The organism is Stenotrophomonas sp. B2, assembly GCF_014947095.1.
GTDB lineage: Bacteria > Pseudomonadota > Gammaproteobacteria > Xanthomonadales > Xanthomonadaceae > Stenotrophomonas > Stenotrophomonas maltophilia_P.
This window is the reverse complement of record NZ_JADCQA010000005.1, coordinates 165662-185689: the sequence shown is the minus strand read 5'-3', so window position 1 is coordinate 185689 and position 20028 is coordinate 165662. Positions and strand designations below refer to the sequence as shown.

The 20028-nt window shown below is 67.5% G+C and carries 23 protein-coding genes and 4 tRNA genes; 12 read left to right on the top strand and 15 right to left on the bottom strand.

Annotation, left to right across the window (positions count from 1 at the left end; translation table 11 throughout):
• The first annotated feature begins 161 nt into the window (after nt 1-161).
• Nucleotides 162-237, top strand: a tRNA-Ala gene (locus IMX13_RS07580).
• A gap of 188 nt (nt 238-425) precedes the next feature.
• Here the strand turns inward: IMX13_RS07580 and IMX13_RS07575 are convergent.
• Nucleotides 426-599 (bottom strand): hypothetical protein, encoded by a 174-nt coding sequence (locus IMX13_RS07575; RefSeq protein ID WP_193396126.1) that lies wholly within the window; start codon nt 597-599, stop codon nt 426-428.
• A gap of 109 nt (nt 600-708) precedes the next feature.
• The gene (locus tag IMX13_RS07570; protein WP_164150601.1) at nt 709-1470 is read right to left on the bottom strand and encodes an SDR family oxidoreductase; all 762 of its coding nucleotides are present in this window, start codon (nt 1468-1470) and stop codon (nt 709-711) included.
• A 132-nt stretch (nt 1471-1602) separates the two neighbouring features.
• Between IMX13_RS07570 and IMX13_RS07565 the strand changes: the two genes are divergently transcribed.
• A complete protein-coding gene (locus IMX13_RS07565) occupies nt 1603-2442 on the top strand; it encodes a methylated-DNA--[protein]-cysteine S-methyltransferase (RefSeq protein ID WP_193396125.1) in 840 nt (279 codons plus the stop codon).
• Nucleotides 2443-2531: 89 nt separating this feature from the next.
• On the opposite strand, the gene IMX13_RS07560 is transcribed toward IMX13_RS07565, so the two are convergent.
• Complete coding sequence (locus IMX13_RS07560; protein ID WP_053520341.1) at nt 2532-3557, bottom strand: NADP-dependent oxidoreductase; 1026 nt, start codon at nt 3555-3557, stop codon at nt 2532-2534.
• Nucleotides 3558-3928: 371 nt separating this feature from the next.
• Between IMX13_RS07560 and IMX13_RS07555 the strand changes: the two genes are divergently transcribed.
• From IMX13_RS07555 to dxs, 7 genes are all read left to right on the top strand, one after another.
• A tRNA-Phe gene (locus tag IMX13_RS07555) sits at nt 3929-4004 on the top strand.
• A gap of 74 nt (nt 4005-4078) precedes the next feature.
• Nucleotides 4079-4154, top strand: a tRNA-Phe gene (locus IMX13_RS07550).
• A 126-nt stretch (nt 4155-4280) separates the two neighbouring features.
• Nucleotides 4281-4832, top strand: a complete 552-nt coding sequence (locus IMX13_RS07545) for a lipocalin family protein (protein ID WP_193396124.1) — start codon at nt 4281-4283, stop codon at nt 4830-4832.
• 163 nt (nt 4833-4995) lie between these two features.
• A complete protein-coding gene (locus IMX13_RS07540; protein ID WP_065181910.1) occupies nt 4996-5472 on the top strand; it encodes an LEA type 2 family protein in 477 nt (158 codons plus the stop codon).
• 61 nt (nt 5473-5533) lie between these two features.
• Nucleotides 5534-7324 carry an acyl-CoA dehydrogenase C-terminal domain-containing protein gene (locus tag IMX13_RS07535; RefSeq protein ID WP_193396123.1) on the top strand — a complete coding sequence of 597 codons (1791 nt, stop codon included), beginning with the start codon at nt 5534-5536 and terminating at the stop codon, nt 7322-7324.
• Between the two features lie 246 nt (nt 7325-7570).
• Nucleotides 7571-8236, top strand: coding sequence for an HNH endonuclease (locus IMX13_RS07530; RefSeq protein WP_053518701.1), 666 nt, complete (start codon nt 7571-7573; stop codon nt 8234-8236).
• Nucleotides 8237-8341: 105 nt separating this feature from the next.
• Nucleotides 8342-10249, top strand: a complete 1908-nt coding sequence (gene dxs, locus IMX13_RS07525; protein ID WP_065175547.1) for a 1-deoxy-D-xylulose-5-phosphate synthase — start codon at nt 8342-8344, stop codon at nt 10247-10249.
• Nucleotides 10250-10319: 70 nt separating this feature from the next.
• On the opposite strand, the gene IMX13_RS07520 is transcribed toward dxs, so the two are convergent.
• The 3 genes from IMX13_RS07520 to IMX13_RS07510 all read right to left on the bottom strand — a co-directional run bounded on the left by IMX13_RS07520 (nt 10320) and on the right by IMX13_RS07510 (nt 11571).
• The gene (locus IMX13_RS07520) at nt 10320-10523 is read right to left on the bottom strand and encodes a hypothetical protein (protein ID WP_053518700.1); all 204 of its coding nucleotides are present in this window, start codon (nt 10521-10523) and stop codon (nt 10320-10322) included.
• Nucleotides 10524-10692: 169 nt separating this feature from the next.
• The gene (locus tag IMX13_RS07515) at nt 10693-11232 is read right to left on the bottom strand and encodes a DUF3011 domain-containing protein (protein WP_111186452.1); all 540 of its coding nucleotides are present in this window, start codon (nt 11230-11232) and stop codon (nt 10693-10695) included.
• A gap of 132 nt (nt 11233-11364) precedes the next feature.
• Nucleotides 11365-11571, bottom strand: coding sequence for a hypothetical protein (locus tag IMX13_RS07510; RefSeq protein WP_065175527.1), 207 nt, complete (start codon nt 11569-11571; stop codon nt 11365-11367).
• Nucleotides 11572-11976: 405 nt separating this feature from the next.
• Between IMX13_RS07510 and IMX13_RS07505 the strand changes: the two genes are divergently transcribed.
• Entirely contained in the window at nt 11977-12252 is a 276-nt protein-coding gene (locus tag IMX13_RS07505) for a hypothetical protein (protein WP_193396122.1), read from the top strand.
• 11 nt (nt 12253-12263) lie between these two features.
• Complete coding sequence (locus tag IMX13_RS07500) at nt 12264-12497, top strand: DUF1653 domain-containing protein (RefSeq protein ID WP_193396170.1); 234 nt, start codon at nt 12264-12266, stop codon at nt 12495-12497.
• A 57-nt stretch (nt 12498-12554) separates the two neighbouring features.
• On the opposite strand, the gene IMX13_RS07495 is transcribed toward IMX13_RS07500, so the two are convergent.
• The 3 genes from IMX13_RS07495 to IMX13_RS07485 form a co-directional block, all read right to left on the bottom strand.
• Entirely contained in the window at nt 12555-12728 is a 174-nt protein-coding gene (locus IMX13_RS07495; RefSeq protein ID WP_006380555.1) for a DUF1328 domain-containing protein, read from the bottom strand.
• A gap of 106 nt (nt 12729-12834) precedes the next feature.
• The gene (locus IMX13_RS07490) at nt 12835-13476 is read right to left on the bottom strand and encodes a LysE family translocator (RefSeq protein WP_193396121.1); all 642 of its coding nucleotides are present in this window, start codon (nt 13474-13476) and stop codon (nt 12835-12837) included.
• A gap of 97 nt (nt 13477-13573) precedes the next feature.
• Nucleotides 13574-14206 (bottom strand): cation transporter, encoded by a 633-nt coding sequence (locus IMX13_RS07485; RefSeq protein ID WP_193396169.1) that lies wholly within the window; start codon nt 14204-14206, stop codon nt 13574-13576.
• Nucleotides 14207-14313: 107 nt separating this feature from the next.
• On the opposite strand from IMX13_RS07485, the gene IMX13_RS07480 reads away from it, so the two are divergent.
• Nucleotides 14314-15009, top strand: a complete 696-nt coding sequence (locus tag IMX13_RS07480) for an aspartate/glutamate racemase family protein (RefSeq protein WP_193396120.1) — start codon at nt 14314-14316, stop codon at nt 15007-15009.
• 19 nt (nt 15010-15028) lie between these two features.
• On the opposite strand, the gene IMX13_RS07475 is transcribed toward IMX13_RS07480, so the two are convergent.
• The 6 genes from IMX13_RS07475 to IMX13_RS07450 form a co-directional block, all read right to left on the bottom strand.
• Nucleotides 15029-15424 (bottom strand): hypothetical protein, encoded by a 396-nt coding sequence (locus IMX13_RS07475; protein ID WP_193396119.1) that lies wholly within the window; start codon nt 15422-15424, stop codon nt 15029-15031.
• Nucleotides 15425-15640: 216 nt separating this feature from the next.
• Nucleotides 15641-15717 (bottom strand) — tRNA-Pro (locus IMX13_RS07470).
• Nucleotides 15718-15784: 67 nt separating this feature from the next.
• A complete protein-coding gene (locus IMX13_RS07465) occupies nt 15785-16141 on the bottom strand; it encodes a MerR family transcriptional regulator (protein ID WP_053518690.1) in 357 nt (118 codons plus the stop codon).
• Nucleotides 16122-16421, bottom strand: coding sequence for an integration host factor subunit alpha (locus IMX13_RS07460; RefSeq protein ID WP_005410432.1), 300 nt, complete (start codon nt 16419-16421; stop codon nt 16122-16124). The genes IMX13_RS07465 and IMX13_RS07460 overlap by 20 nt, the downstream gene beginning before the upstream one ends.
• 27 nt (nt 16422-16448) lie before the next feature.
• Nucleotides 16449-18830: a phenylalanine--tRNA ligase subunit beta gene (gene pheT / locus IMX13_RS07455; protein ID WP_193396118.1), complete on the bottom strand. Its 2382-nt coding sequence runs from the start codon at nt 18828-18830 to the stop codon at nt 16449-16451.
• Nucleotides 18831-18915: 85 nt separating this feature from the next.
• A complete protein-coding gene (locus tag IMX13_RS07450) occupies nt 18916-19911 on the bottom strand; it encodes a phenylalanine--tRNA ligase subunit alpha (protein ID WP_065181862.1) in 996 nt (331 codons plus the stop codon).
• Nucleotides 19912-20028: the final 117 nt, after the last annotated feature.

Here is a 20028-nt window from a genome sequence, read left to right as displayed (position 1 = left end):
GAACTGCTGCGCAGACTGGGGATTATCCTCCAAATTGTTACGATTTCGTTTCGCGCAACGGAATCGCACGAAAGCCGGCGGACTCGGCACAGTCGCCTATGGCCACGGCCGCGCGTCGCTTGGCAAGGCCGACCGCCAGCGATACAATGACAGCGCACTACGGGGCCATAGCTCAGCTGGGAGAGCGCGTCGTTCGCAATGACGAGGTCAGGAGTTCGATCCTCCTTGGCTCCACCATCCACATGCCCACCAGGGCATGAAAAAGGCCGGAACTCCTGACACCCAGGGTCCGGCCTTTTTCGTTGCGCGCCCCGGGCTAACGGGCCGATGAGACGCGCGACCTGCGCATGACCGAGCCCGGTGGCGACAAACCCAGCATCGGGCAGCCGCTGGCTCGGGCCGAGGGCGCTTGCAGCAATGACGCGTCAGGCAGGCTCCTGCCCACCATCCTTGCGCCGTGGACTGCGCGAGTGGGTGTCACGTACCTGCTGGTCGCGCTGTCCCGGACGCTGCTTGGCGACGTCGTCCTGCTTCCGGTCCTGGCGGCTTTCCTGCGCCCCTTGGCGTGGATCGGGCGTGTCCTTTTCGTGTCTGCTCATGCGTGGCTCCGCCGCCGGCGGAGGCCGGCGCTGGAGCCACGCTAGAGGTCGCCGGGTAACGGACGGGTCAGTCCGGCGCGAACGCCATGTGCAGCCGCCGGCCGTCCCCTCAGGTGCGATTGATGGATATCCCGCCGTCCACGCGCATCGCACTACCGGTCACGAAGCTGCCTTCATCGCTGGCCAGGAACAGCGCAGCGTTGGCGATCTCTTCCGGCCCGGCCAGGCGCTTGAGCGCATGCAGCGACCGTACGAAGTCCAGCGCATCCTCGTCTGGCGCAGCCTGCCGGCCCATCTCGGTGTCGGTGCCGCCGGGCAGCAGCACGTTGCAACGCACGCCCCGTGCGCCGTACTCGGCGGCGATCACCTGGCTCAGGCCGATCAGCCCGGCCTTGCTCGAGGCGTAGGCGGCCATGCCGGGCAAGCCGACGGTATGGCCGACGATGGTGCCGACGAACACCAGCGAGCCGCCGCCCCGCGCCAGCAGGGCTGGCAACTGCGCACGCGCGGCGTGGAAGGCTGCATCGAGGTTGGTGGCCATCACCTGCCTCCAGGCGTCCACCGGAAACTCCGCAGCGGGCACGCCCGGCCCCAGCATCCCGGCATTGTTGATCGCGATGTCCAGGCCTCCGAAGGCCCGCTGCGCCAGGTCGACCAGCACCTGTGCAGTGTCCGGCCCGGCGACATCGGCGGCATGCACCACCGCCTCGCCGCCGGCAGCACGGATCTGATCGGCCAGCGCCTGCAACGGCTCCGGCTGCCGCGCGTTGAGCACCAGCCTTGCGCCCTCGGCGGCGAAACGCAGCGCGCAGGCGCGGCCGATGCCGGCGCTGGCACCGGTGATGAGGGCGATCTTGTCGTGCAGGCGCATGTTCGGGGTCCAGGCAGTGAAGTGGACCCTACGATGTCGCGCCCCTGCCCCGTTGACACTCCGTTTCCAGGCCCTGCCGGCGCGTGCAGGAAACGGAGTTTCCGCCAGCGGGGCACGTGCCAGAATCGACGCATGGACACTGCCATCGCAACCACCGATGCCCGCGTCGAACGCGTCTGCCGCCACCTGCAGGCCCGTCTCGACGAACCCTCACTGCAGGAGCTTGCCGAACTGGCGGGCTGCAGCCCGACCCGGCTGCATCGCCTGTTCAAGCAGGCCACCGGATTGACCCCGAAGCAGTATGCGGCGGCCCTGCGCGCCGATCGGCTGCGCACAGGACTGCAACAGCAGGCGCGCATCACCGATGCTTTCCACGACGCCGGCTTCGGCTCCAGCGGCCGCTTCTACGAGAACGCGCCGCGCCTGCTGGGAATGACGCCCCGGCAATGGCGCAGCGGTGGACGCGGTGAGGTGATCCATTTCGCCATCGCCGAAAGCTCGCTGGGCAGCGTACTGGTGGCCAGCAGCAGCATCGGCGTGGTGGCGATCCTGCTCGGCGACGATCCGGAAGCGCTGCTGCAGTCGTTGCAGCAACGCTTCCGCCAGGCGAAGCTGGTCGGCGCCGACAGCGGCTACGAGCAGCTGGTGGCGCAGGTGATCGGCCTGGTCGAGGATCCGGCACGTGGCGCGACACTGCCACTGGACATCCGCGGCACCGCCTTCCAACAGCGCGTCTGGCAGGCGCTGCAGCAGATTCCCCAAGGGCAGACCGCATCGTATGCCGACATTGCCGCGCGCATCGGCGCGCCGCGTTCCAGCCGCGCGGTCGCGCGTGCCTGCGCCAGCAATCCACTGGCGGTGGCGGTGCCATGCCATCGCGTGGTGCGTCGCGATGGCGATCTGTCCGGCTATGCCTGGGGTGTGGCCCGCAAGCGCGAACTGCTGCGCCGGGAGAAAGCCGCCAACGGCTGATGCCGCCGCATCAGGACCGGTGGATGCCGACCGTGGCCGGCTCGCGCCGTGGCAGCGCCGGGCCATGCCCGGCGGACACCGGCGAGAGCTCAGTCCAGCTTCACCACCAGCTTGCCGAAGTTGCGCCCCTGCAGCAGCCCGAAGAAGGCATCCGGTGCGCTCTGCAGCCCTTCGACCACGTCCTCGCGGTACTGGATGCGCCCTTCCCGCAGCCAGTGCGCCATCTCGCGCTCGAACTGCGGCCACAGGTGGTTGAAGTCGTGCACGATGAAGCCGCGAACCGTCAGCCGCTGCCGCAGGATCTGGCTGAACAATGCCGGCAGGCGATCGGGCCCGGGATGCTCGACGCCGCGCGCGTTGTAGGTGGCGATGGTGCCGCAGACCGGAATGCGGGCGAAATCGTTGAGCAGTGGCAGCACCGCGTCGAGTACGTGGCCGCCGACATTCTCGAAGTAGACGTCGATGCCGTCCGGCACGGCGGCGCGCAGCTGCGCGGCGAAATCAGCCGCGCGATGGTCCAGCGCCACATCCACGCCAAGCGATTGCAGGTAGGCACGCTTGCCATCCCCACCGGCAATGGCGACCACGCGGGCGCCCTGCAGTTTGGCCAGCTGGGCGACGGTTGCCCCCACCGGCCCGGTCGCAGCGGCGACCACCAGCGTCTCGCCCGGCTGCAGCCGGGCGATTTCATGCAGGCTGGAATACGCAGTGAATCCCGGCATGCCATACACGCCGAGTGCCGTGCTCAGCGGCAGGCCCGCCGGGTCCAGCCGACGCCCCAGCACCTGCGCATCCAGCACCGCATGGGTCTGCCATCCACCCGGCGCCAGGAACAGCTCGCCCACCGCGATTCCCGCCGCATTCGACTGCAGCACTTCGGCGACGGTCTGCCCTTCCATCACCGCACCCACGGCAACGGGAGGCGCATAGGAAGGTCCCTCGTCCATGCGCCCGCGCATATACGGATCCAGCGACAGATAGCGGTTGCGCAGCAGCACCTGTCCTGCTGCCGGCGCCGGCAGCGGCGACTGCTCCAGGCGGAAATTGGTAGCGATCGGCGCACCCTGCGGCCGCGAGGCGAGGACGATGCGGGTGGTGGTCGGTTGATCAGCCATGGGATGGACTCTGCTGCGGACAGCATTGGACAGGAGGGGCGACAATACGCCGCGACGATCGGCGCGTGCGGCGGCGAAAACAGCGTTCCATCGCCTGCCTGATGCAACCGCGGCCGCATGCCTTGCCCCTGCATGTTTGCCGATGCGGGCGGCCCGCTGATTTCCGCTGCAGGCGACGATCCTCGCCGCCGCCGCGACCACCCGCCTCGTCCGCCATCGACCTGCGCCGCCACCTCGGCACGACGCAGGATCAACCACTTGCGCCCGCGCAGACGGCAATGTGAAGGTTTTTTTCCAAAATGCTTGCCGAAGACAGCCGACCTCCGTAATATGCGCGTCCTTGGCAGCGACGTCGCTGCAACGAAACACGTGGCCGAGTAGCTCAGTTGGTAGAGCAGGGGATTGAAAATCCCCGTGTCGGCGGTTCGATTCCGTCCTCGGCCACCACGTTCGAAGGCCTGCAGAAATGCAGGTCTTTTTTTTCCGGCCACCGCTGTCGATCGCGGTCTGCCGCACAATCTGGCCGAGTAGCTCAGTTGGTAGAGCAGGGGATTGAAAATCCCCGTGTCGGCGGTTCGATTCCGTCCTCGGCCACCATGCTTGAAGACCTGCAGAAATGCGGGTCTTTTTTTGTTTCCGGCGCGCCATGCAGGCGGTTGACGAAACATTCACACCGGCACGCAGCACGCCCCCTACGCTCCAGTGTCCTGCCGGAGTCTGCCGATGCATCTGCGCCCTGCCCTGTTCGCCTGCCTGCTGCTGGCTTCGCTGTCCGCGACCGCCAGCGAACCCGTGCGTGCCGTCGATGCGCTGGACATCGACCGCTATGCCGGCCAGTGGCACGAGATCGCCCACCTGCCCGTGTCGTTCCAGAAGCGCTGCGTCGGCGACATCACCGCCCACTATGCATTGCGCCGCGATGGCCGCATCAGCGTCACCAATGCCTGCCGCAATGGCGACGGCGAACGCATGGTGGCTGAAGGCGTGGCCCGGCCCGTGGCCGGACATCCCGGCCAGTTGCAGGTGCGCTTCGTCCCCGACTGGCTGAGCTGGGTGCCGCTGGTCTGGGCCGACTACTGGGTGCTGGCGCTGGATCCGGACTACCAGTGGGCGATGGTCGGCGGCCCTGACCGCAAGTATCTGTGGATCCTGTCGCGCCTGCCGGAGATGGACCGCGCACGGTTCGAACAGCTGAAGGCCAAGGCCGAGGCGATGGGCTACGACCTGGCGCCGCTGCGCCTGATGGCGCCGATACGCGACGCACCGGCCGACTGAGCCGCCCCGCGCGGCTGCGCGCAACGCGCCCGCTCCGGCGCTGCACGTGCCCGGCCGCCATCTTCACGCGCTACCCTCTGCGGCGGGTCGCCACAGGCGATCCACTGAACCATACGCCGTAGTATGCTTACGCCAACGCACCCCCTTCAGAGGACTTGCGCCCATGTTGCACCGTTTCCGTACCGTCTTGATCGTCCTGTGCACCCTCGCCCTCGCCGCCTGCAGCGACGGCATCGTCAAGCGCGTCTCGGAACCGGCCGCCAGCCTGCAGCAGCTGACCGTCCGCGCCGACGGCAACTGGACCGTGGCGCTGCGCCTGCAGAACTACAGCTCGATGCCGATGACGTTCGACGATGTGTCCCTGGCGCTGAGCGTCGGCGACAGCGAAGCCGGCACCCTGCAGGCCCGTCCCGGCATCTCCATCGGCGGCACCTCCGCCGACGTCATCACGGTCGACCTGGTGCCCAGCTCGGCCGCACGCCTGGTGGTGGCCGATGCGCTGGCCGGCAACCGCACCCTGGCCTATGGCCTGAAAGGTTCGGTGACAGCCACGCCGCAGGAAAAGAAGCAGCGCAGCTTCGACGTCAGCAGCCGCAGCACGTTGAACCAGGCGCCGGGCCTGCCGGGCGTGCTGCGCTGAACACCGCTTTCCATCGCGGCGCACCGCGCCGTTCTCCCTGTCCCTGATCGAGACGTATCCGATGAGCAGCTACACCGCCCCGCTTTCCGACCTCCGTTTCGCCCTGCACGACGTGCTCAAGGTCGAACCGCTGTTCGCCCGCCTGGGCTTTACCGACGCCACCGCCGACGTGGTCGATGCTGTGCTGGAGGAAGCCGGCCGTTTCAGCGCGAGCGTGCTGGCCCCGCTCAACAGCGTGGGCGATGAAATCGGCTGCGTGCTCGACCAGGCCACCGGCGAAGTCACCACCCCGCCTGGCTTCAAGCAGGCCTATGACCAGTTCGTCGACGGCGGCTGGACCGGCCTGACCGCCGCACCCGAGCTGGGCGGCCAGGGCCTGCCGCACACCCTGGGCGTGCCGCTGAATGAAATGATCAACGCTGCCAATCTGGCGTGGGGCAATTTCCCGCTGCTCTCGCACGGCGCCATTGAAGCGCTCAAGCAGCACGGCGAAGCGTGGCAGCACGACGCCTTCCTTAAGCCCCTGATCGAAGGCCGCTGGACCGGCACCATGTGCCTGACCGAACCGCACTGCGGTACCGACCTGGGCCTGCTCAAGACCAAGGCCGAGCCGAACGCCGATGGCAGCTACGCGATCACCGGCACCAAGATCTTCATCACTGCCGGCGAGCACGACCTGACCGGCAACATCGTGCACCTGGTGCTGGCCAAGCTGCCCGACGCGCCTCCGGGTGCAAAGGGAATCTCGCTGTTCGTCACCCCGAAGTTCAAGGTCGACCGCGAGGGCAACGTCGGCGAGCGCAACGCGCTGCGCTGCGGCTCCATCGAGCACAAGATGGGCATCAAGGGCTCGGTCACCTGCGTGATGAACTTCGACGGCGCGCAGGGCTATCTGGTCGGCCAGCCGCACAAGGGCCTGCAGGCAATGTTCACCATGATGAACACTGCGCGCCTGGGCGTCGGCCTGCAGGGCATCGGCCTGTCCGAACGCGCCTATCAGAACGCGCTCAAGTACAGCCGTGAGCGTCTGCAGTCGCGCGCCCTGAGCGGCGCGAAGTTCCCGGACAGGCCGGCCGACCCGATCCTGGTCCACCCGGACGTGCGCCGCATGCTGCTGACGGTGAAGTCACTGGTCGAGGGCAGCCGTCTGCTGGCCCTGCACGCGGCCACCCTGATCGACATCGCCCACCGCGCCGACGACGCTGCCGAGCGCGAGCGCGCCGACACCCTGGTGAGCTTCCTGACCCCGATCTCCAAGGCGTGCCAGACCGAATGGGGCATCGAGAACACCTACAACGCCCTGCAGTGCTTCGGTGGCCACGGCTACATCCGCGAACACGGCATGGAGCAGCTGGCGCGCGATGCACGCATCACCACGCTGTATGAAGGCACCACCGGCATCCAGGCGCTGGACCTGATCGGCCGCAAGACCGCCTCCAGCCAGGGGGCCGGCCTCAAGCTGATGCTGGCCGAGATCGAGGCCTTCGCCAGGGAACACGAGGGCAACGAAGCGCTGGCCGAGTTCATCGGCCCGCTGCGCGCCAAGGCCGCCGAATGGGGCAAGCTGACCATGGACGTGCTGCAGCGCGCCGCCGGCAACCCGGACGAGCTGGGTGCGGCCAGCTACGACTACCTGTTCTATTCCGGCTACGTGGTGCTGGCGTACTGGTGGGCACGCAGTGTCGCCGCCGCCGACGCCAGTGTGCACGGCGCGGCATTCGCGCAGGGCAAGCGCGAGACCGCGCGCTTCTACTTCGCCCGTGTGCTGCCGCGTACGCTCAGCCATGCTGCCGCGATCCAGGCCGGTGCGGCGCCGCTGATGGCGATGGACGACGAGCGCTTCGGCGCCTGAGCCCATCCCGCCGGTAGATCCACGCCATGCGTGGATGAGGGGTCAGAGCCCTTTCCCTCGGAAAGGGATCCGACCCCGGCCTGACCGCCCTCGATCATCCCTCTGGAGAAAAGCCCCCCTTTGTTAAGGGGGGCGCGCCAACGGCGCGGGAGACAGGAGGAATGCGCGGACCTGAATCTTGCGATTTGCGTATCGCCGACGGGCGATACACAAATCGTCAACATTCAGGTATAAGCTGTTCTCCCGATGGAGACAGACACTACACGCTTGGGTCTGATCGAAGCCGGAGCCCCGCTTTCTGCTCCGGGCGTCGAAGCATCGCCCAACGTCACGACGTTGCACCGCCCCGGTTCGGTCCGGCTGCTCTCGCTCGACGCCCACGGACGCGTACTGGACTGGATCACCTGGCAGGATGCCGCCTGCCTCTACGCCCGCGAGGCCGTCGCCTGGACCCTTGGCGACCCCTGCCTGCACATCCACGGCGGAACCAACCGGTTCAGCGGCCTGCAGAGTGGCCTGGACCTGCATCCGATCATCGCCGCGCGCGGCCACGCGCGATCCCGTGCCATCGACCCTACCCCGAACCTGACCAACCCGGCCCTGTTCGCCCGCGATTCGCACCTGTGCCTGTATTGCGGCCAGCAGTTCAACCGTCCCTCGCTGACCCGCGACCACGTCATGCCGCTGTCCAAGGGCGGGCTGGACTGCTGGGAAAACGTAGTCACCGCCTGCTTCCACTGCAACTCGCGCAAGAGTGACCGTACCCCCCAGCAGGCCGGCATGCCGCTGCTGGCGGTGCCCTACCGGCCCAGCTGGATCGAGCACCTGATCCTGTCCAACCGCAACATCCTGGCCGACCAGATGGCGTTCCTGAAAGCGCAGCTGCCCAAGCGTTCCAAGCTCAGCACCTGAACCTGCCGGCCGGCAACCCTCACCGTCCTGTCACGGACGGCGGCGTTTGCTTGCCCCACCCCCGTTTGAGGGCGAAAATGGTCGTTCAGAACACGTGCGAACATGATGATCGACTCTGCCCGCTATCCCCGCCTCGCGCACATCCAGACGCCGGATGACCTGCGCACGTTCGACGAATCCGAGCTGAGGGCGGTCGCCGACGAACTGCGCGCCTACCTCATCGAATCGGTGGGCAAGAGCGGCGGACATTTCGCCGCCGGCCTGGGCGTGATCGAACTCACCGTCGCCCTTCACTACCTGTACCAGACCCCGCATGACCAGCTGGTCTGGGATGTGGGCCATCAGACCTACCCGCACAAGATCCTCACCGGCCGCCGTGACGAGATCCACACCGTCAAGCAGAAGGACGGCGTGGCGCCGTTCCCCAAGCGCGAGGAAAGCGAGTTCGACACCTTTGGGGTCGGTCATTCCTCGACCTCGATCTCCGCCGCACTGGGCATGGCCATCGCCCGCCAGTCACAGGGCGACGACCGCAAGATCGTGGCAGTGATCGGTGACGGCGCGATGACCGCCGGCATGGCCTTCGAGGCGCTGATGCACGCGGGCGGCATGGAGCCGGAGCCGAATCTGCTGGTGATCCTCAACGACAACAACATGTCGATCTCCGAGGCCGTCGGCGGGCTGACCAAGATGCTCGGCCGCGCCACCGGCAGCCGCACGCTCAATGCACTGCGCGAAGGCGGCAAGAAGATCCTGGGCGACAAGAAGAACAATCCGGCGCGCTTCGTGAAGCGCTGGGAAGAGCACTGGAAAGGCATGTTCGTGCCCTCCACGATGTTCGAGGAGATGGGCTTCCACTACACCGGCCCGATCGACGGCCATGACCTGCCCGCCCTGCTGTCCACGCTGAAGACGCTGCGCGCCTCCAAGGGCCCCAAGCTGCTGCACGTGATGACCACCAAGGGCAAGGGCTACGAGCCTGCCGAAGGCGACCAGATCGGTTATCACGCAGTGGGCCCGTTCGATCCCGACAAGGGCCTGGTGGCCAAGACCGGCGCCAAGAAGCCGACCTACACCGACGTGTTCGGCGACTGGCTGTGCGACGCTGCCGCCGCGGAGCCACGCCTGTACGGCATCACCCCGGCGATGCGCGAAGGCTCCGGCCTGGTGCGCTTCAGCAGGGAATACCCGCAGCGCTACTTCGACGTGGCGATCGCCGAGCAGCACGCGGTCACCCTGGCCGCCGGCATGGCCACCCAGGGCGGCAAGCCGGTGGTGGCGATCTATTCCACCTTCCTGCAGCGCGCGTACGACCAGCTGGTGCATGACGTGGCCATCCAGGACCTCGACGTGCTGTTCGCGATTGATCGCGCCGGCGTGGTCGGACCGGATGGGGCGACCCATGCCGGCAACCTCGACCTGAGCTTCCTGCGCTGCGTGCCGAACATGGTCGTGATGGCCCCGTCGAACGAGGCGGAGTGCAGGCAGATGCTCAGCACCGGTCTGCAGTACGCCGGCCCGGCCGCCGTGCGTTACCCGCGTGGCAGCGGTACCGGCGTCGCGGCCGGCAGTGACCTGTCCACGCTGCCGATCGGCAAGGGCGAGCTGCGCGTGCAGGGCAGCCACATCGCCCTGCTGGCGTTCGGCAGCACCGTTGCCGCCGCCGAACAGGTGGGCCGCGAGTTGGGCCTGAGCGTGGTCAACATGCGCTTCATCAAGCCGCTGGACCGCGACCTGGTGCTGGCAATGGCCGCCCAGCACGAAGGCCTGGTGACCATCGAAGACAACGTGGTGGCCGGTGGCGCCGGTTCCGGCGTGGCCGAGCTGCTCAACGCCGAAGCGGTGCTGCGACCGATCCTGCATCTCGGCCTGCCCGACGCCTACCAGCATCATGCCAGCCGCGAGGACCTGCTGGCTGAAGCCGGCATCGATGCCGCCGGGATCCGCGCGGCCGTGCTCAAGCGCTGGCCGCAGCTGGCTGCCACCACTCCGCCGCTGAGCGCGGCAGGCTGACCGTTCCGGGTGGAACCGGGCAGGCGCCCGGTTTCCCCTCGCCTGCTGCGGAACGACGCGCGGTCCCTGTTCAACCGTAGCTGATCGCTTCCACGAACGCGCCGCTGGCTTCCACGCGCACGGCGGCGCGCTGCCCGGTGTCCACGAAGTGCAGCCTGGCCAGGGCCTGGGCGAAATCAAAGGCCCGGGCGCCGTCGCGGAACTCGATCGGCTCCGGTCTATCCGGGTGCAGAACGCGCCATTGGCGCTGTTCGCACTGAAGGCGGATCAACATGCAGCTCACTCCTTGAGGCAGCGTATCGATGAAGGCGGAAGGCGTGCATCAGTGCCGGCACGGATTGCCGATGCGATCAGGCCACCCGTGCCCTGATCGCAGACGATACGGCGTTCAAACTGTGAGCAATATCAGATTTTTCTGATTTTGACGCAGATGGCCAGAAGGATCAGTTCACCTGGAACTGGGCGCGGCAACCATCACTGACCCAGATGCCGCGGCGGTCCCAGCCCCAGGTCCGGCCCTCGATACAGGCACTGCGGGAGTCCTGCCGGATCAGGCGTACGCTGCGGCGGACGCGGGTGTCACAGTATTCCTGTCGATGGCCGTTGGAATGACAGGCGATGACTTCGCCACCGCGGCCATTCCCGTTGCCCCATCCACCGCCCCAGCCGCCGCCACGACGCGACTCGCCGACGAACTCGGCCCGGCAGCCCCGGGTCACCCACACGCCGGAGCGTGACTGGCCCCAGGTCTCGCCCTCCACGCACGGCGAGCCGGACAACTGGCGGATCAGCCGGGGCCGCCCTTCAAGGCGGCACTCATTGCTGCGGTTCTTGACCGATTCGCATCGCACGATGCCGCTGCCGTCGCGGCCGCCATGGCGATCGTCGTCATAACCATAGTTCTGCGCCTGCGCGCCCCCGGCGGCGGCCAGCATCGGCAGCAGTGCGCAGGCCAGGGTGCGCCAGGTGAGTGCGTTGCCCATCGAGATCTCCAGATGAATGCGTGGCGGCAAGCATCCGGGATTCGCGGCGCGGCGCACAGAGGGCAACGCACCGTCGGTTCTTTCCCCATTCAAACAGCTCAACCGCGGCTGACTGCGCCGCGGGGTCGGCCGCTAGGCACCGATCCGCAGTACATCCACTGCCCCCCCCAGTGCCTCCACACGCACGATGCAGTGCTGGCCCGTGCGGCGGTGATGTTCCTGGGCCAGTTCGGTGGCGACATCGAACGCGTCGGCGCCGCGGGCGAACGAGGCGGTGGTGCGCGCCTCGGGGTCCAGCACGAACCAGTGCTGGGCATTGCAGTGGACGGTAAACACCATGATCGACTCCAACGGAGGGAATGGACGCGGCGCCGGGGATGAGGTGAGAGCGCCGATACCTGTTCAGGCTAGCGAGCGCTTCAGGCAGGGCCTATCAGATTTGTCCGAAAAATCCCCGCCGGCGGATCGGAATTCGCGCTTCGTCACATCCCTGAGCCCGTTCACCCCATGACTTTCGTGATTCTTGTCACGAAGTCAGCTTGGCTTCACACTATCGTCACCAACAGGGGCCCCTTCCACATGCGCACCTTCCAACCGCCGCAGCGCTCGACGCTGCTGAAGTTCTACTTCGCAGCCTGCTACCTGGTCCTGATCGAGGAACTGATCCGCGCGTCGATGAGTTGAGTGCTTGCCGCTGCTGCTGGCCCGCCGCACACTGATGGTTTAGGCCACGGAGTGTCCTCGATGAAAGCCCTCATGCTGGCGCCGATGCTGCTGGCCCTGGCCGCCTGCGCGGCACCGCAACAGACGCCCGTGCGCGAAGCGGCAGCCACTTCCGCACCCGTAGTCGGCGGTGATCGCGATGCCCATGGCTGCATCGGCTCGGCTGGCTACCAGTGGTGCGAGCGCAGCCAGCGCTGCGAGCGTCCCTGGGAACTGGCCCAGGCGCAGGGCCTGGCCAACACCGTCGAGGCGATCGACGCCTACTGCGCGATGCCGGTACAGCCGGCGCGCAGATGAGTGCCGCACCCATGACGGCGCTCAGTCCCCTGCCCACGCTTGCGCGCGGCCGCTATCGCCATTTCAAGGGCGGCGAGTATGAAGTGATCGACATCGTGCGCAGCAGCGAGACCCTGCAGCCGATGGTGCTGTACCGCGCACTGTATGGCGAAGGCGGATTGTGGGTGCGACCGTACGCCATGTTCGTAGAACAGGTACCGGGCGCATTTGGCCCACAGCCTCGTTTCGCACGTATCGAAGACTGACGGCTGTGCGTCTCGCGTGGCAGCGCACGCCTGCGCGCGCTGCCACGCAGGCAGCCGCTAGCTGACCTTCTTCGCGACGGTCATGCCCAGCAGGAACAGCACCACGGCAATGATGATGCCGGCCCAGAACAGGAACTTGGCGATACCCACCGCGGCACCCGCGATGCCGCCGAAGCCGAGCACGCCGGCGATCACACCGATGATGGCGAAGATGATGGCCCACTTGATCATGTCGATCCTTTCCCCACAGGGACTGAAAACAGTGCGATCAGCCTAGGCCGCAGCCGATGCCAGCCTCGTGAGGGAGCCGCGCGTGCGGCGTGAAGCCGCATACGGATCAACGGGGCCGGAAGCGCAGCAGGGCCACCGCGAACGCCAGGAACACGCTGCCCACCAGCCGCTCGAACCAGCGCCGGGCGAACGGCCGGCCGAGCCAACGGCGCAGGCCATGGCCACCGGCGGCATACATCACGTACCAGAACAGCTCGCAGCTGGCGAAGGTTGCCACCAGGACGCTGTACTGCACGGCCTGACCCCGCGCGGGATCGACGAACTGCGGCAGGAACGCCGTGGCGAACAGCAGCAGCTTGGGATTGCTCAGGCCCACCAGCAGGCCGCCGCGGAATACCGCCCAGGCGCCGTCCGCTGGCAGCACCGTCGCCGGGGCGTCAACGTCCACCGGTGCTGCCAGCCGGCTGCTGTCGCGCCACGCTTTCAGGCCCAGCCAGGCCAGGTAGGCCACGCCCAGATAGCGCAGCACTTCAAACAGCATGGGTGAGGAGTGCAGCAGTGCGCTCAACCCGGCGGCGGAGGCCGCCAGTACCGCCAGCATGGCCAGCAGGCAGCCGGCCATGGCCGGGAGGCTGGCGCGGAATCCCAGGCCGACGCTGCGTCCGAGGATATGCAGCATGTTCGGTCCAGGGGTGCCACACAGCACGAACACCGTAGCCAGGAACCACCACCAGGTCTGCAGGGACATTCGGCCATCCACGAAAGAGAACCGTCCCAGCATAGGCGGTGGCTCACCGCGACGTCACATACAGCGCGATGCCGATGCGACGGTTACAGGCGGCCACTCACGCATGAACCTGCCGTGCCGCGCGCAGCTCCGACCACGCCGTACCCAGCACACGCATCGCCGACCGCAGAAACAGCATCAGCAGTGCGGCCGCCACCAGCAGATCGGGCCAGCCCGCACCGAACAGCGCGACCAGCCCTGCAGCCAGCAGCACCGCCGAGCCCTCGTACAGATCGTTGCGCGAGCACTCCCAGGCGGACGCCAGGTTGACGTCATCGTTGCGATAGGGTGTGAGCAGCCACAGGCACAGTGCATTGGCTGCCAGATTGAGCAGGGCGGCCAAGCCCATGCTGGCGAACAGCGGCACCTCCGGATGCAGCAGGCGCCAACCGATCTGCACCGCCACGGCCACCGCTGCGGCAAGGATCAGCAGCCCCTTGAACAGCGCCACACGTGCCTTGGCGACGATGCCCGCACCCACCACCGCGAGGCTGAGCGCATAGGTGGCCGCGTCGCCCAGATTATCCAGCGCACCGGACAGCAGTGACGAAGAATGGCTGTACCAGGCAGCCAGCACCATCATCGCGAACGTGGCAAGGTTGACCAGCAGCACGATCCGCAGCACGCGGCGGTGACGCGCCTGCATCGCCGCCAGGTCCATCGTCCTGCCGCAGCCACAGCATTCGCCCATCACCCTGCCCTCGATCATCGATGGCCGCATTATCGCGCCTGTCAGCGGTCGCGGCGACATCGCCGCCCGCCTGTGCTGCAATGGCGCCTCCCCACCTGGAGCTGCACATGAAGACCCTGGGCCTGATCGGCGGCATGAGCTGGGAGAGTTCGGCGCAGTACTACCGCCTCATCAACGAAGAGGTGCGCCGTCGCCTGGGGGCCGCGCACTCGGCGCAGCTGCTGATGTGGTCGGTGGATTTCGCTCCGATCAAGCAGTTGCAGCACGACGGCGACTGGGATGCGCTTGCGCGGCACATGGTGGATGCGGCAGAGCGGTTGCAGGCGGGCGGCGCCGATGTACTGCTGATCTGCACCAACACGATGCACGCGCTGACCGCACAGATCGAAGCAGCCTGCCCGCTGCCGCTGCTGCACATCGCCGACCCGACCGCCACCGCCGTCGTGGCGGCCGGTTGGCGCAGGGTGGGCCTGCTCGGTACTGCTTTCACAATGGAACAGGACTTCTACCGGGGACGCCTTGCCGGTCGCTTCGGGCTGGAAGTGCTGGTACCCGAGGCCGAAGATCGCCAGCAGGTCCACGACATCATCTACCAGGAGCTGATCGCCGGCGTGGTCAGCGAGCGCTCGCGACAGGTCTACGCAGACGTGATCGCGCGGCTGGTGGCGCGTGGTGCCGAAGCGATCATTCTCGGCTGTACCGAAATCATGCTGCTGGTACGCCCGCAGGACAGTGCGGTGCCGCTGTTCGATACCACCAGCCTGCACGCCCAGGCAGCGGTTGACGCCGCGCTGGCGGGATAGACGGCCGGCATGGACGCGATCAGTCCGCCCCCTGCACTTCCAGCGCCGTGACCAGCCAATCCACCACCGCCTGCGAGTCGCACAGAAAGAAGATCGCATCGCCGGACCGGGCCTCGGTCAACAAGCGATAGACCGTGATCGCCACCGCCGACTGGTTGGCGATGAACACCTCGGGGCTGCGCGGCCCCTCGTTGTGCCGGGAAACGGTCTGCAATGCGCGGCGCGCGGCCACCGTTGCGGCCGGGTCGGCACTGCGGGTCAACTCGGGCCCACGCAGGCCCCAGCTGACAAAGACGTGCTTGCCCTTGAACGTGGTGTCCAGGACCTGCACCTCGGCGGCACCTGCCTCAGCCGAGCGATGAATGACGGTACTGCTGATCAACGCAACCCCCTGTGGTCGTCGTGGTCCGCGCATCCACCTCCACGGACCCGCTGCACGCCCGTGACCGCAGCCACATGCTGCGCCAGCGGACGCGGAAGAGAGACGGAAGGAGAAACCGATGCGATCGGATGTGCAGCGATGATACGGGATGTCGGTCACGCATGGGCCGGCGTACGCGGCCGCATCGCCCATCGGTTCACCCACAAAAAAGCCCACGCATCGCTGCGCGGGCCTTCTGTTCCATCACAGTGGTCGGGACGGCCGGATTCGAACCGACGACCCTCTGCCCCCCAGGCAGATGCGCTACCAGGCTGCGCTACGCCCCGACTGATGCTGCGATGTTCCCGCCAGTGCGGCGGGGCGTGAAGTATAGCGGATCACGCGGGATTTGGGTCACCGGCGAAGCAATTGCAGCACTTCTTCCAGCTCCATCCGCACCTGCTTGATGATCTGGTTGCTCAGCGCCGATTCCTCGCGGGCATCGGGGCCCTCCAGACGCAGGCGGGCACCGCCGATCGTGTAGCCCTGTTCGTACAGCAGGCTGCGGATCTGCCGCACCATCAGCACGTCATGGCGCTGGTAGTAGCGGCGGTTGCCGCGGCGCTTGGCCGGCTCAAGGCTGGGAAACTCGGTTTCCCAGTAGCGCAGCACGTGCGGCTTGACGTCGCACAGCTCGCTCACCTCACCGATGGTGAAGTAGCGCTTGGCCGGGATCGGCGGTAGTTCGCGGTTACTGCCCGGATCCAGCATAAGCTTCCACCCTTTCCTTGAGCTTCTGGCCCGGACGGAAGGTGACCACCGTACGGGCGGAAATCGGAATTTCCTCGCCGGTCTTCGGATTGCGGCCCGGACGCTGGTTCTTGCGCCGCAGGTCGAAATTGCCGAAGCCCGACAGCTTCACCTGACGTCCCTGTTCCAATGCTTCACGCAGCACATCGAAAAACGCGTCGACGAATTCCTTGGCTTCACGCTTGTTCAGACCGACTTCGTCGAACAGCTTTTCCGCCATCTCCGCCTTGGTCAATGCCATTGCCTGCTACCCCCGAGTGCTGCCCGCTCAGCCGCGGATCCGGGCGTGGTGTTCACGCTCGATGGCGGTGACCGCCTCGGCCACCACCGCATCCACGTCGCGGTCCGTCAGAGTGCGCGACTTGTCCTGCAAAATCAAGCCCATAGCGAGACTCTTGAATCCCGGCTCGACCCCCTGGCCCACATAGCGGTCGAACAGGTTCAGCTCGCGCAGGAGCGGGCCGGCGGCCTGGCGGACCGTCGCGGCCAGATCGCTCCAGGCCACCTGCTCCGGCACCAGGAACGCCAGGTCGCGGCGTACCGCCGGGAAGCGCGACAGTTCGCCGGCACGCGGCAGGCGGCGCGCCGACAGCGGCTCCAGGTCCAGCTCGAAGGCGTAGACGTCGGCCTCGATGTCCATCGCCTTGGCCAGGCGCGGGTGGATCTGGCCGATCCAGCCGATCGCAACCCCGTCGCGGAACACCTCGGCCGAGCGCGCCGGGTGGCCATGCGCACGGCTCGACGGGCGGAACTCCAGCGAGGCACCACTGGCAGCAGCCAGGGACTCCAGATCCCCCTTCAGGTCATGGAAATCGACCTTGCGGGAAGGCAGACCCCACTGCACCGCCTGCGCATCGCCGCACACCGCGGCAGCAACACGCGGAGTTTCCAGCGGCGCCGGCTGGCCCTCCCCCGCCTGGCGGGCGAACACGCGGCCGATCTCGAACAGGCGCACCCGGCCCAACTGGCGCGCGGCGTTGCGGCCCAGCGTGGCCACCAGGCCCGGCAGCAGCGACGGGCGCATCACCGCCAGTTCGGCCGACAGTGGATTGGCCAGCGGCACCAGATCGTCGCGCAGTTGCCACTGGGTCAGCAGCGCATCGTCGACGAAGGCGAAATTGAGGGTTTCCTGCAGGTCGCGCGCGATCAGCTGGCGACGCACGCTGAGGGTGTCGAGCTGGGTCTCGCTCGGCATCGCCACGCGCGCGGCACCGCCCGGCAGGGTGGTGGGAATCTGCTCGTAGCCATGGATGCGGGCCAGCTCTTCGATCAGGTCCTCTTCGATGGCGATATCGAAACGGCGGCTCGGTGCGGTGACCTGCCAGCCGTCGGCCGTGGCGACCACCTCCATGCCCAGCGCGCGCAGGATGCGCTCCACTTCGGCATCCTCGATGGTGATGCCGAGCACGCGGGTAATGCGCGCGCGGCGCAGCGCGATGGTGGCCGGCCGGGGCAGGTCAGCCTCGCGCACGGCCTCGGTGACGGGTGCCGGGGTGCCGCCGGCCAGGTCCAGCACCAGGCGGGTGGCGTACTCGATGGCGGTGCGCGGCAGCGCCGGATCGACGCCGCGCTCGAAGCGGTGGCCGGCATCGGTGTGCAGGCCCAGCTTGCGGCCACGGCCCATGATCGCTGCCGGCGCGAAGTGCGCAGCCTCCAGGAACACGCTGGTGGTCGCGTCGGTCACACGGGAATCGAAGCCCCCCATCAGACCCGCCAGGCCCACCGCGCGATCAGCATCGGTCACGACCAGGAAACTGTCGTCCAGCACGGCATCGCGGCCATCGAGCAGCTTCAAGTTCTCGCCTGCGCGTGCGCGTCGCACGGCGATGCTGCCCTGCAGGGTGCCCAGGTCATAGGCATGCATCGGCTGACCCAGTTCCAGCATCACGTACTGGGTGATGTCGACCAGCAGCGACACCGGACGCACGCCACTGCGGCGCAGGCGCTCGGCCATCCACAGCGGGGTCTTCGCCGCAGGGTTCAGGCCCTCGATGACGCGCCCCAGGTAACGCGGCGCCTCGGCGCCGGCGTCGAGCCGGATCGACAGCTCGCGGCTGCCGACGGCGGCGACCGGTGCTGCAGCGAAGTCCAGCACCTGGCTGCGGGTGGCGGCCGCTACGTCGTAGGCGATGCCGCGCACGCTGAAACAGTCGGCACGGTTCGGGGTCAGCTTGATCTCGATGCTGGCATCGGGCAGGCCCAGGTAGTCGACCAGGGTCTGGCCGACCGGGGCATCCGCGGGCAGTTCCAGCAGGCCGGAAGCATCGTTGTCCAGGCCCAGCTCCTTCGCCGAGCACAGCATGCCGTTGGACTCGACACCCCGCAGCTTGGCCGGCTTGATCTTCAGTTCGCCGATCTGCGCACCGACCATCGCCAGCGGCGCGACCAGGCCCGGACGTGCGTTCGGTGCGCCGCAGACGATCTGCAGCAGCTCGCCCTGCCCGGCATCGACCCGGCAGACCTGCAGGCGGTCCGCTTCGGGATGGCGCACGGCCTCGACGATGCGCGCCACCACCACGTGCTGTAGGCCCTCGCCCAACGCGGTCACGTCTTCCACTTCCAGGCCGATCGCGGTCAGCACCGCACTCAGCTCATCGCGCGACGCGCGGGTGGGGACGTGGCTGCGCAGCCAGTTTTCGGAGAATTTCATGTTGTCACCCTGGTGGACCCGGCGCAGGCGCCTGGGCCGTCGAATGTTTGAGTCCGCCAGGCTGGGCCCGGCGTTGCCGAATGCGTTACGCGAACTGCTTCAGGAAGCGCACATCGTTCTCGAAGAACGCACGCAGATCGTTGACGCCGTAGCGCAGCATCGCGAAACGCTCCACGCCCATGCCGAAGGCGAAACCGGTGTAGCGCTCAGGATCGATGCCGACGCTGCGCAGCACGTTCGGATGGACCATGCCGCAGCCGAGCACTTCCAGCCAGCGGGTGCTGCCATCGGGCTGCTGCCAGGCGATGTCCACTTCCGCACCGGGCTCGACGAACGGGAAGTAGCTGGGACGGAAGCGCATCTCGAAGTCGCGCTCGAAAAAGGCACGGACGAATTCGGCCAGCGTGCCCTTCAGGTCGGCGAAGGTCGAATGCTCGTCCACCAGCAGGCCTTCCACCTGATGGAACATCGGCGAATGGGTCTGGTCGCTGTCGCTGCGGTACACCTTGCCGGCGGCGATCATGCGCAACGGCGGCGCATGGTCGCCCATGTAGCGCACCTGCACACCGGAGGTATGAGTGCGCAGCAGGCGGCCGTCACCGAAGTAGAAGGTGTCATGCATGGCGCGCGCCGGGTGGTGCGGCGGGAAATTCAGCGCCTCGAAGTTGTGCCAGTCATCCTCGATCTCCGGCCCTTCCGACAACTCGTAGCCCAGTCGGCCGAAGATGCCGGTGATGCGCTCCAGGGTACGGGTGATCGGGTGCAGGCCGGCGCGTTCGCCATTGCGGCCCGGCAGGGTGATGTCGATGGCTTCGGCGGCCAGGCGCGCATCCAGTGCCGCATCCTCCAGCAGCGCCTTGCGCTCGCCCAGCGCGCGGGTCAGTGCGTCGCGGGCCTGGTTGATCGCTTCACCGGCGGCCTTGCGCTCGTCGGCCGGCAGGGCGCCGAGCTGCTTGAGCTGCGCAGTGATGCTGCCGCTCTTGCCGAGCAGGGCCACGCGCAGTTGCTCCAGCACGTCGGGGCTCTGTGCAGCAGCCACCTCGGCCAGCGCCTGGGTGGTGAGGGATTGGATGTCGCTCATGGGGGGCCGGAACTCCAGTCGATCTGCCATCGCGGCAGGCGAAGGGCCGACCCCTGTCGCCACCGCCGTCCCCGCGTCGCCGTGGCCACGCCGGGACCCAAAAAAGAATGGGGAAGG

What these genes read in the sequence shown, in the direction of transcription:
- IMX13_RS07575 (WP_193396126.1), bottom strand. Translation starts at nt 599, where the DNA reads ATGAGCAGACACGAAAAGGACACGCCCGATCCACGCCAAGGGGCGCAG.
- IMX13_RS07570 (WP_164150601.1), bottom strand. Translation starts at nt 1,470, where the DNA reads ATGCGCCTGCACGACAAGATCGCCCTCATCACCGGTGCCAGCGCCGGC.
- IMX13_RS07565 (WP_193396125.1), top strand. Translation starts at nt 1,603, where the DNA reads ATGGACACTGCCATCGCAACCACCGATGCCCGCGTCGAACGCGTCTGC.
- IMX13_RS07560 (WP_053520341.1), bottom strand. Translation starts at nt 3,557, where the DNA reads ATGGCTGATCAACCGACCACCACCCGCATCGTCCTCGCCTCGCGGCCG.
- IMX13_RS07545 (WP_193396124.1), top strand. Translation starts at nt 4,281, where the DNA reads ATGCATCTGCGCCCTGCCCTGTTCGCCTGCCTGCTGCTGGCTTCGCTG.
- IMX13_RS07540 (WP_065181910.1), top strand. Translation starts at nt 4,996, where the DNA reads ATGTTGCACCGTTTCCGTACCGTCTTGATCGTCCTGTGCACCCTCGCC.
- IMX13_RS07535 (WP_193396123.1), top strand. Translation starts at nt 5,534, where the DNA reads ATGAGCAGCTACACCGCCCCGCTTTCCGACCTCCGTTTCGCCCTGCAC.
- IMX13_RS07530 (WP_053518701.1), top strand. Translation starts at nt 7,571, where the DNA reads ATGGAGACAGACACTACACGCTTGGGTCTGATCGAAGCCGGAGCCCCG.
- dxs (WP_065175547.1), top strand. Translation starts at nt 8,342, where the DNA reads ATGATCGACTCTGCCCGCTATCCCCGCCTCGCGCACATCCAGACGCCG.
- IMX13_RS07520 (WP_053518700.1), bottom strand. Translation starts at nt 10,523, where the DNA reads ATGTTGATCCGCCTTCAGTGCGAACAGCGCCAATGGCGCGTTCTGCAC.
- IMX13_RS07515 (WP_111186452.1), bottom strand. Translation starts at nt 11,232, where the DNA reads ATGGGCAACGCACTCACCTGGCGCACCCTGGCCTGCGCACTGCTGCCG.
- IMX13_RS07510 (WP_065175527.1), bottom strand. Translation starts at nt 11,571, where the DNA reads ATGGTGTTTACCGTCCACTGCAATGCCCAGCACTGGTTCGTGCTGGAC.
- IMX13_RS07505 (WP_193396122.1), top strand. Translation starts at nt 11,977, where the DNA reads ATGAAAGCCCTCATGCTGGCGCCGATGCTGCTGGCCCTGGCCGCCTGC.
- IMX13_RS07500 (WP_193396170.1), top strand. Translation starts at nt 12,264, where the DNA reads ATGACGGCGCTCAGTCCCCTGCCCACGCTTGCGCGCGGCCGCTATCGC.
- IMX13_RS07495 (WP_006380555.1), bottom strand. Translation starts at nt 12,728, where the DNA reads ATGATCAAGTGGGCCATCATCTTCGCCATCATCGGTGTGATCGCCGGC.
- IMX13_RS07490 (WP_193396121.1), bottom strand. Translation starts at nt 13,476, where the DNA reads ATGTCCCTGCAGACCTGGTGGTGGTTCCTGGCTACGGTGTTCGTGCTG.
- IMX13_RS07485 (WP_193396169.1), bottom strand. Translation starts at nt 14,206, where the DNA reads ATGGGCGAATGCTGTGGCTGCGGCAGGACGATGGACCTGGCGGCGATG.
- IMX13_RS07480 (WP_193396120.1), top strand. Translation starts at nt 14,314, where the DNA reads ATGAAGACCCTGGGCCTGATCGGCGGCATGAGCTGGGAGAGTTCGGCG.
- IMX13_RS07475 (WP_193396119.1), bottom strand. Translation starts at nt 15,424, where the DNA reads ATGCGCGGACCACGACGACCACAGGGGGTTGCGTTGATCAGCAGTACC.
- IMX13_RS07465 (WP_053518690.1), bottom strand. Translation starts at nt 16,141, where the DNA reads ATGCTGGATCCGGGCAGTAACCGCGAACTACCGCCGATCCCGGCCAAG.
- IMX13_RS07460 (WP_005410432.1), bottom strand. Translation starts at nt 16,421, where the DNA reads ATGGCATTGACCAAGGCGGAGATGGCGGAAAAGCTGTTCGACGAAGTC.
- pheT (WP_193396118.1), bottom strand. Translation starts at nt 18,830, where the DNA reads ATGAAATTCTCCGAAAACTGGCTGCGCAGCCACGTCCCCACCCGCGCG.
- IMX13_RS07450 (WP_065181862.1), bottom strand. Translation starts at nt 19,911, where the DNA reads ATGAGCGACATCCAATCCCTCACCACCCAGGCGCTGGCCGAGGTGGCT.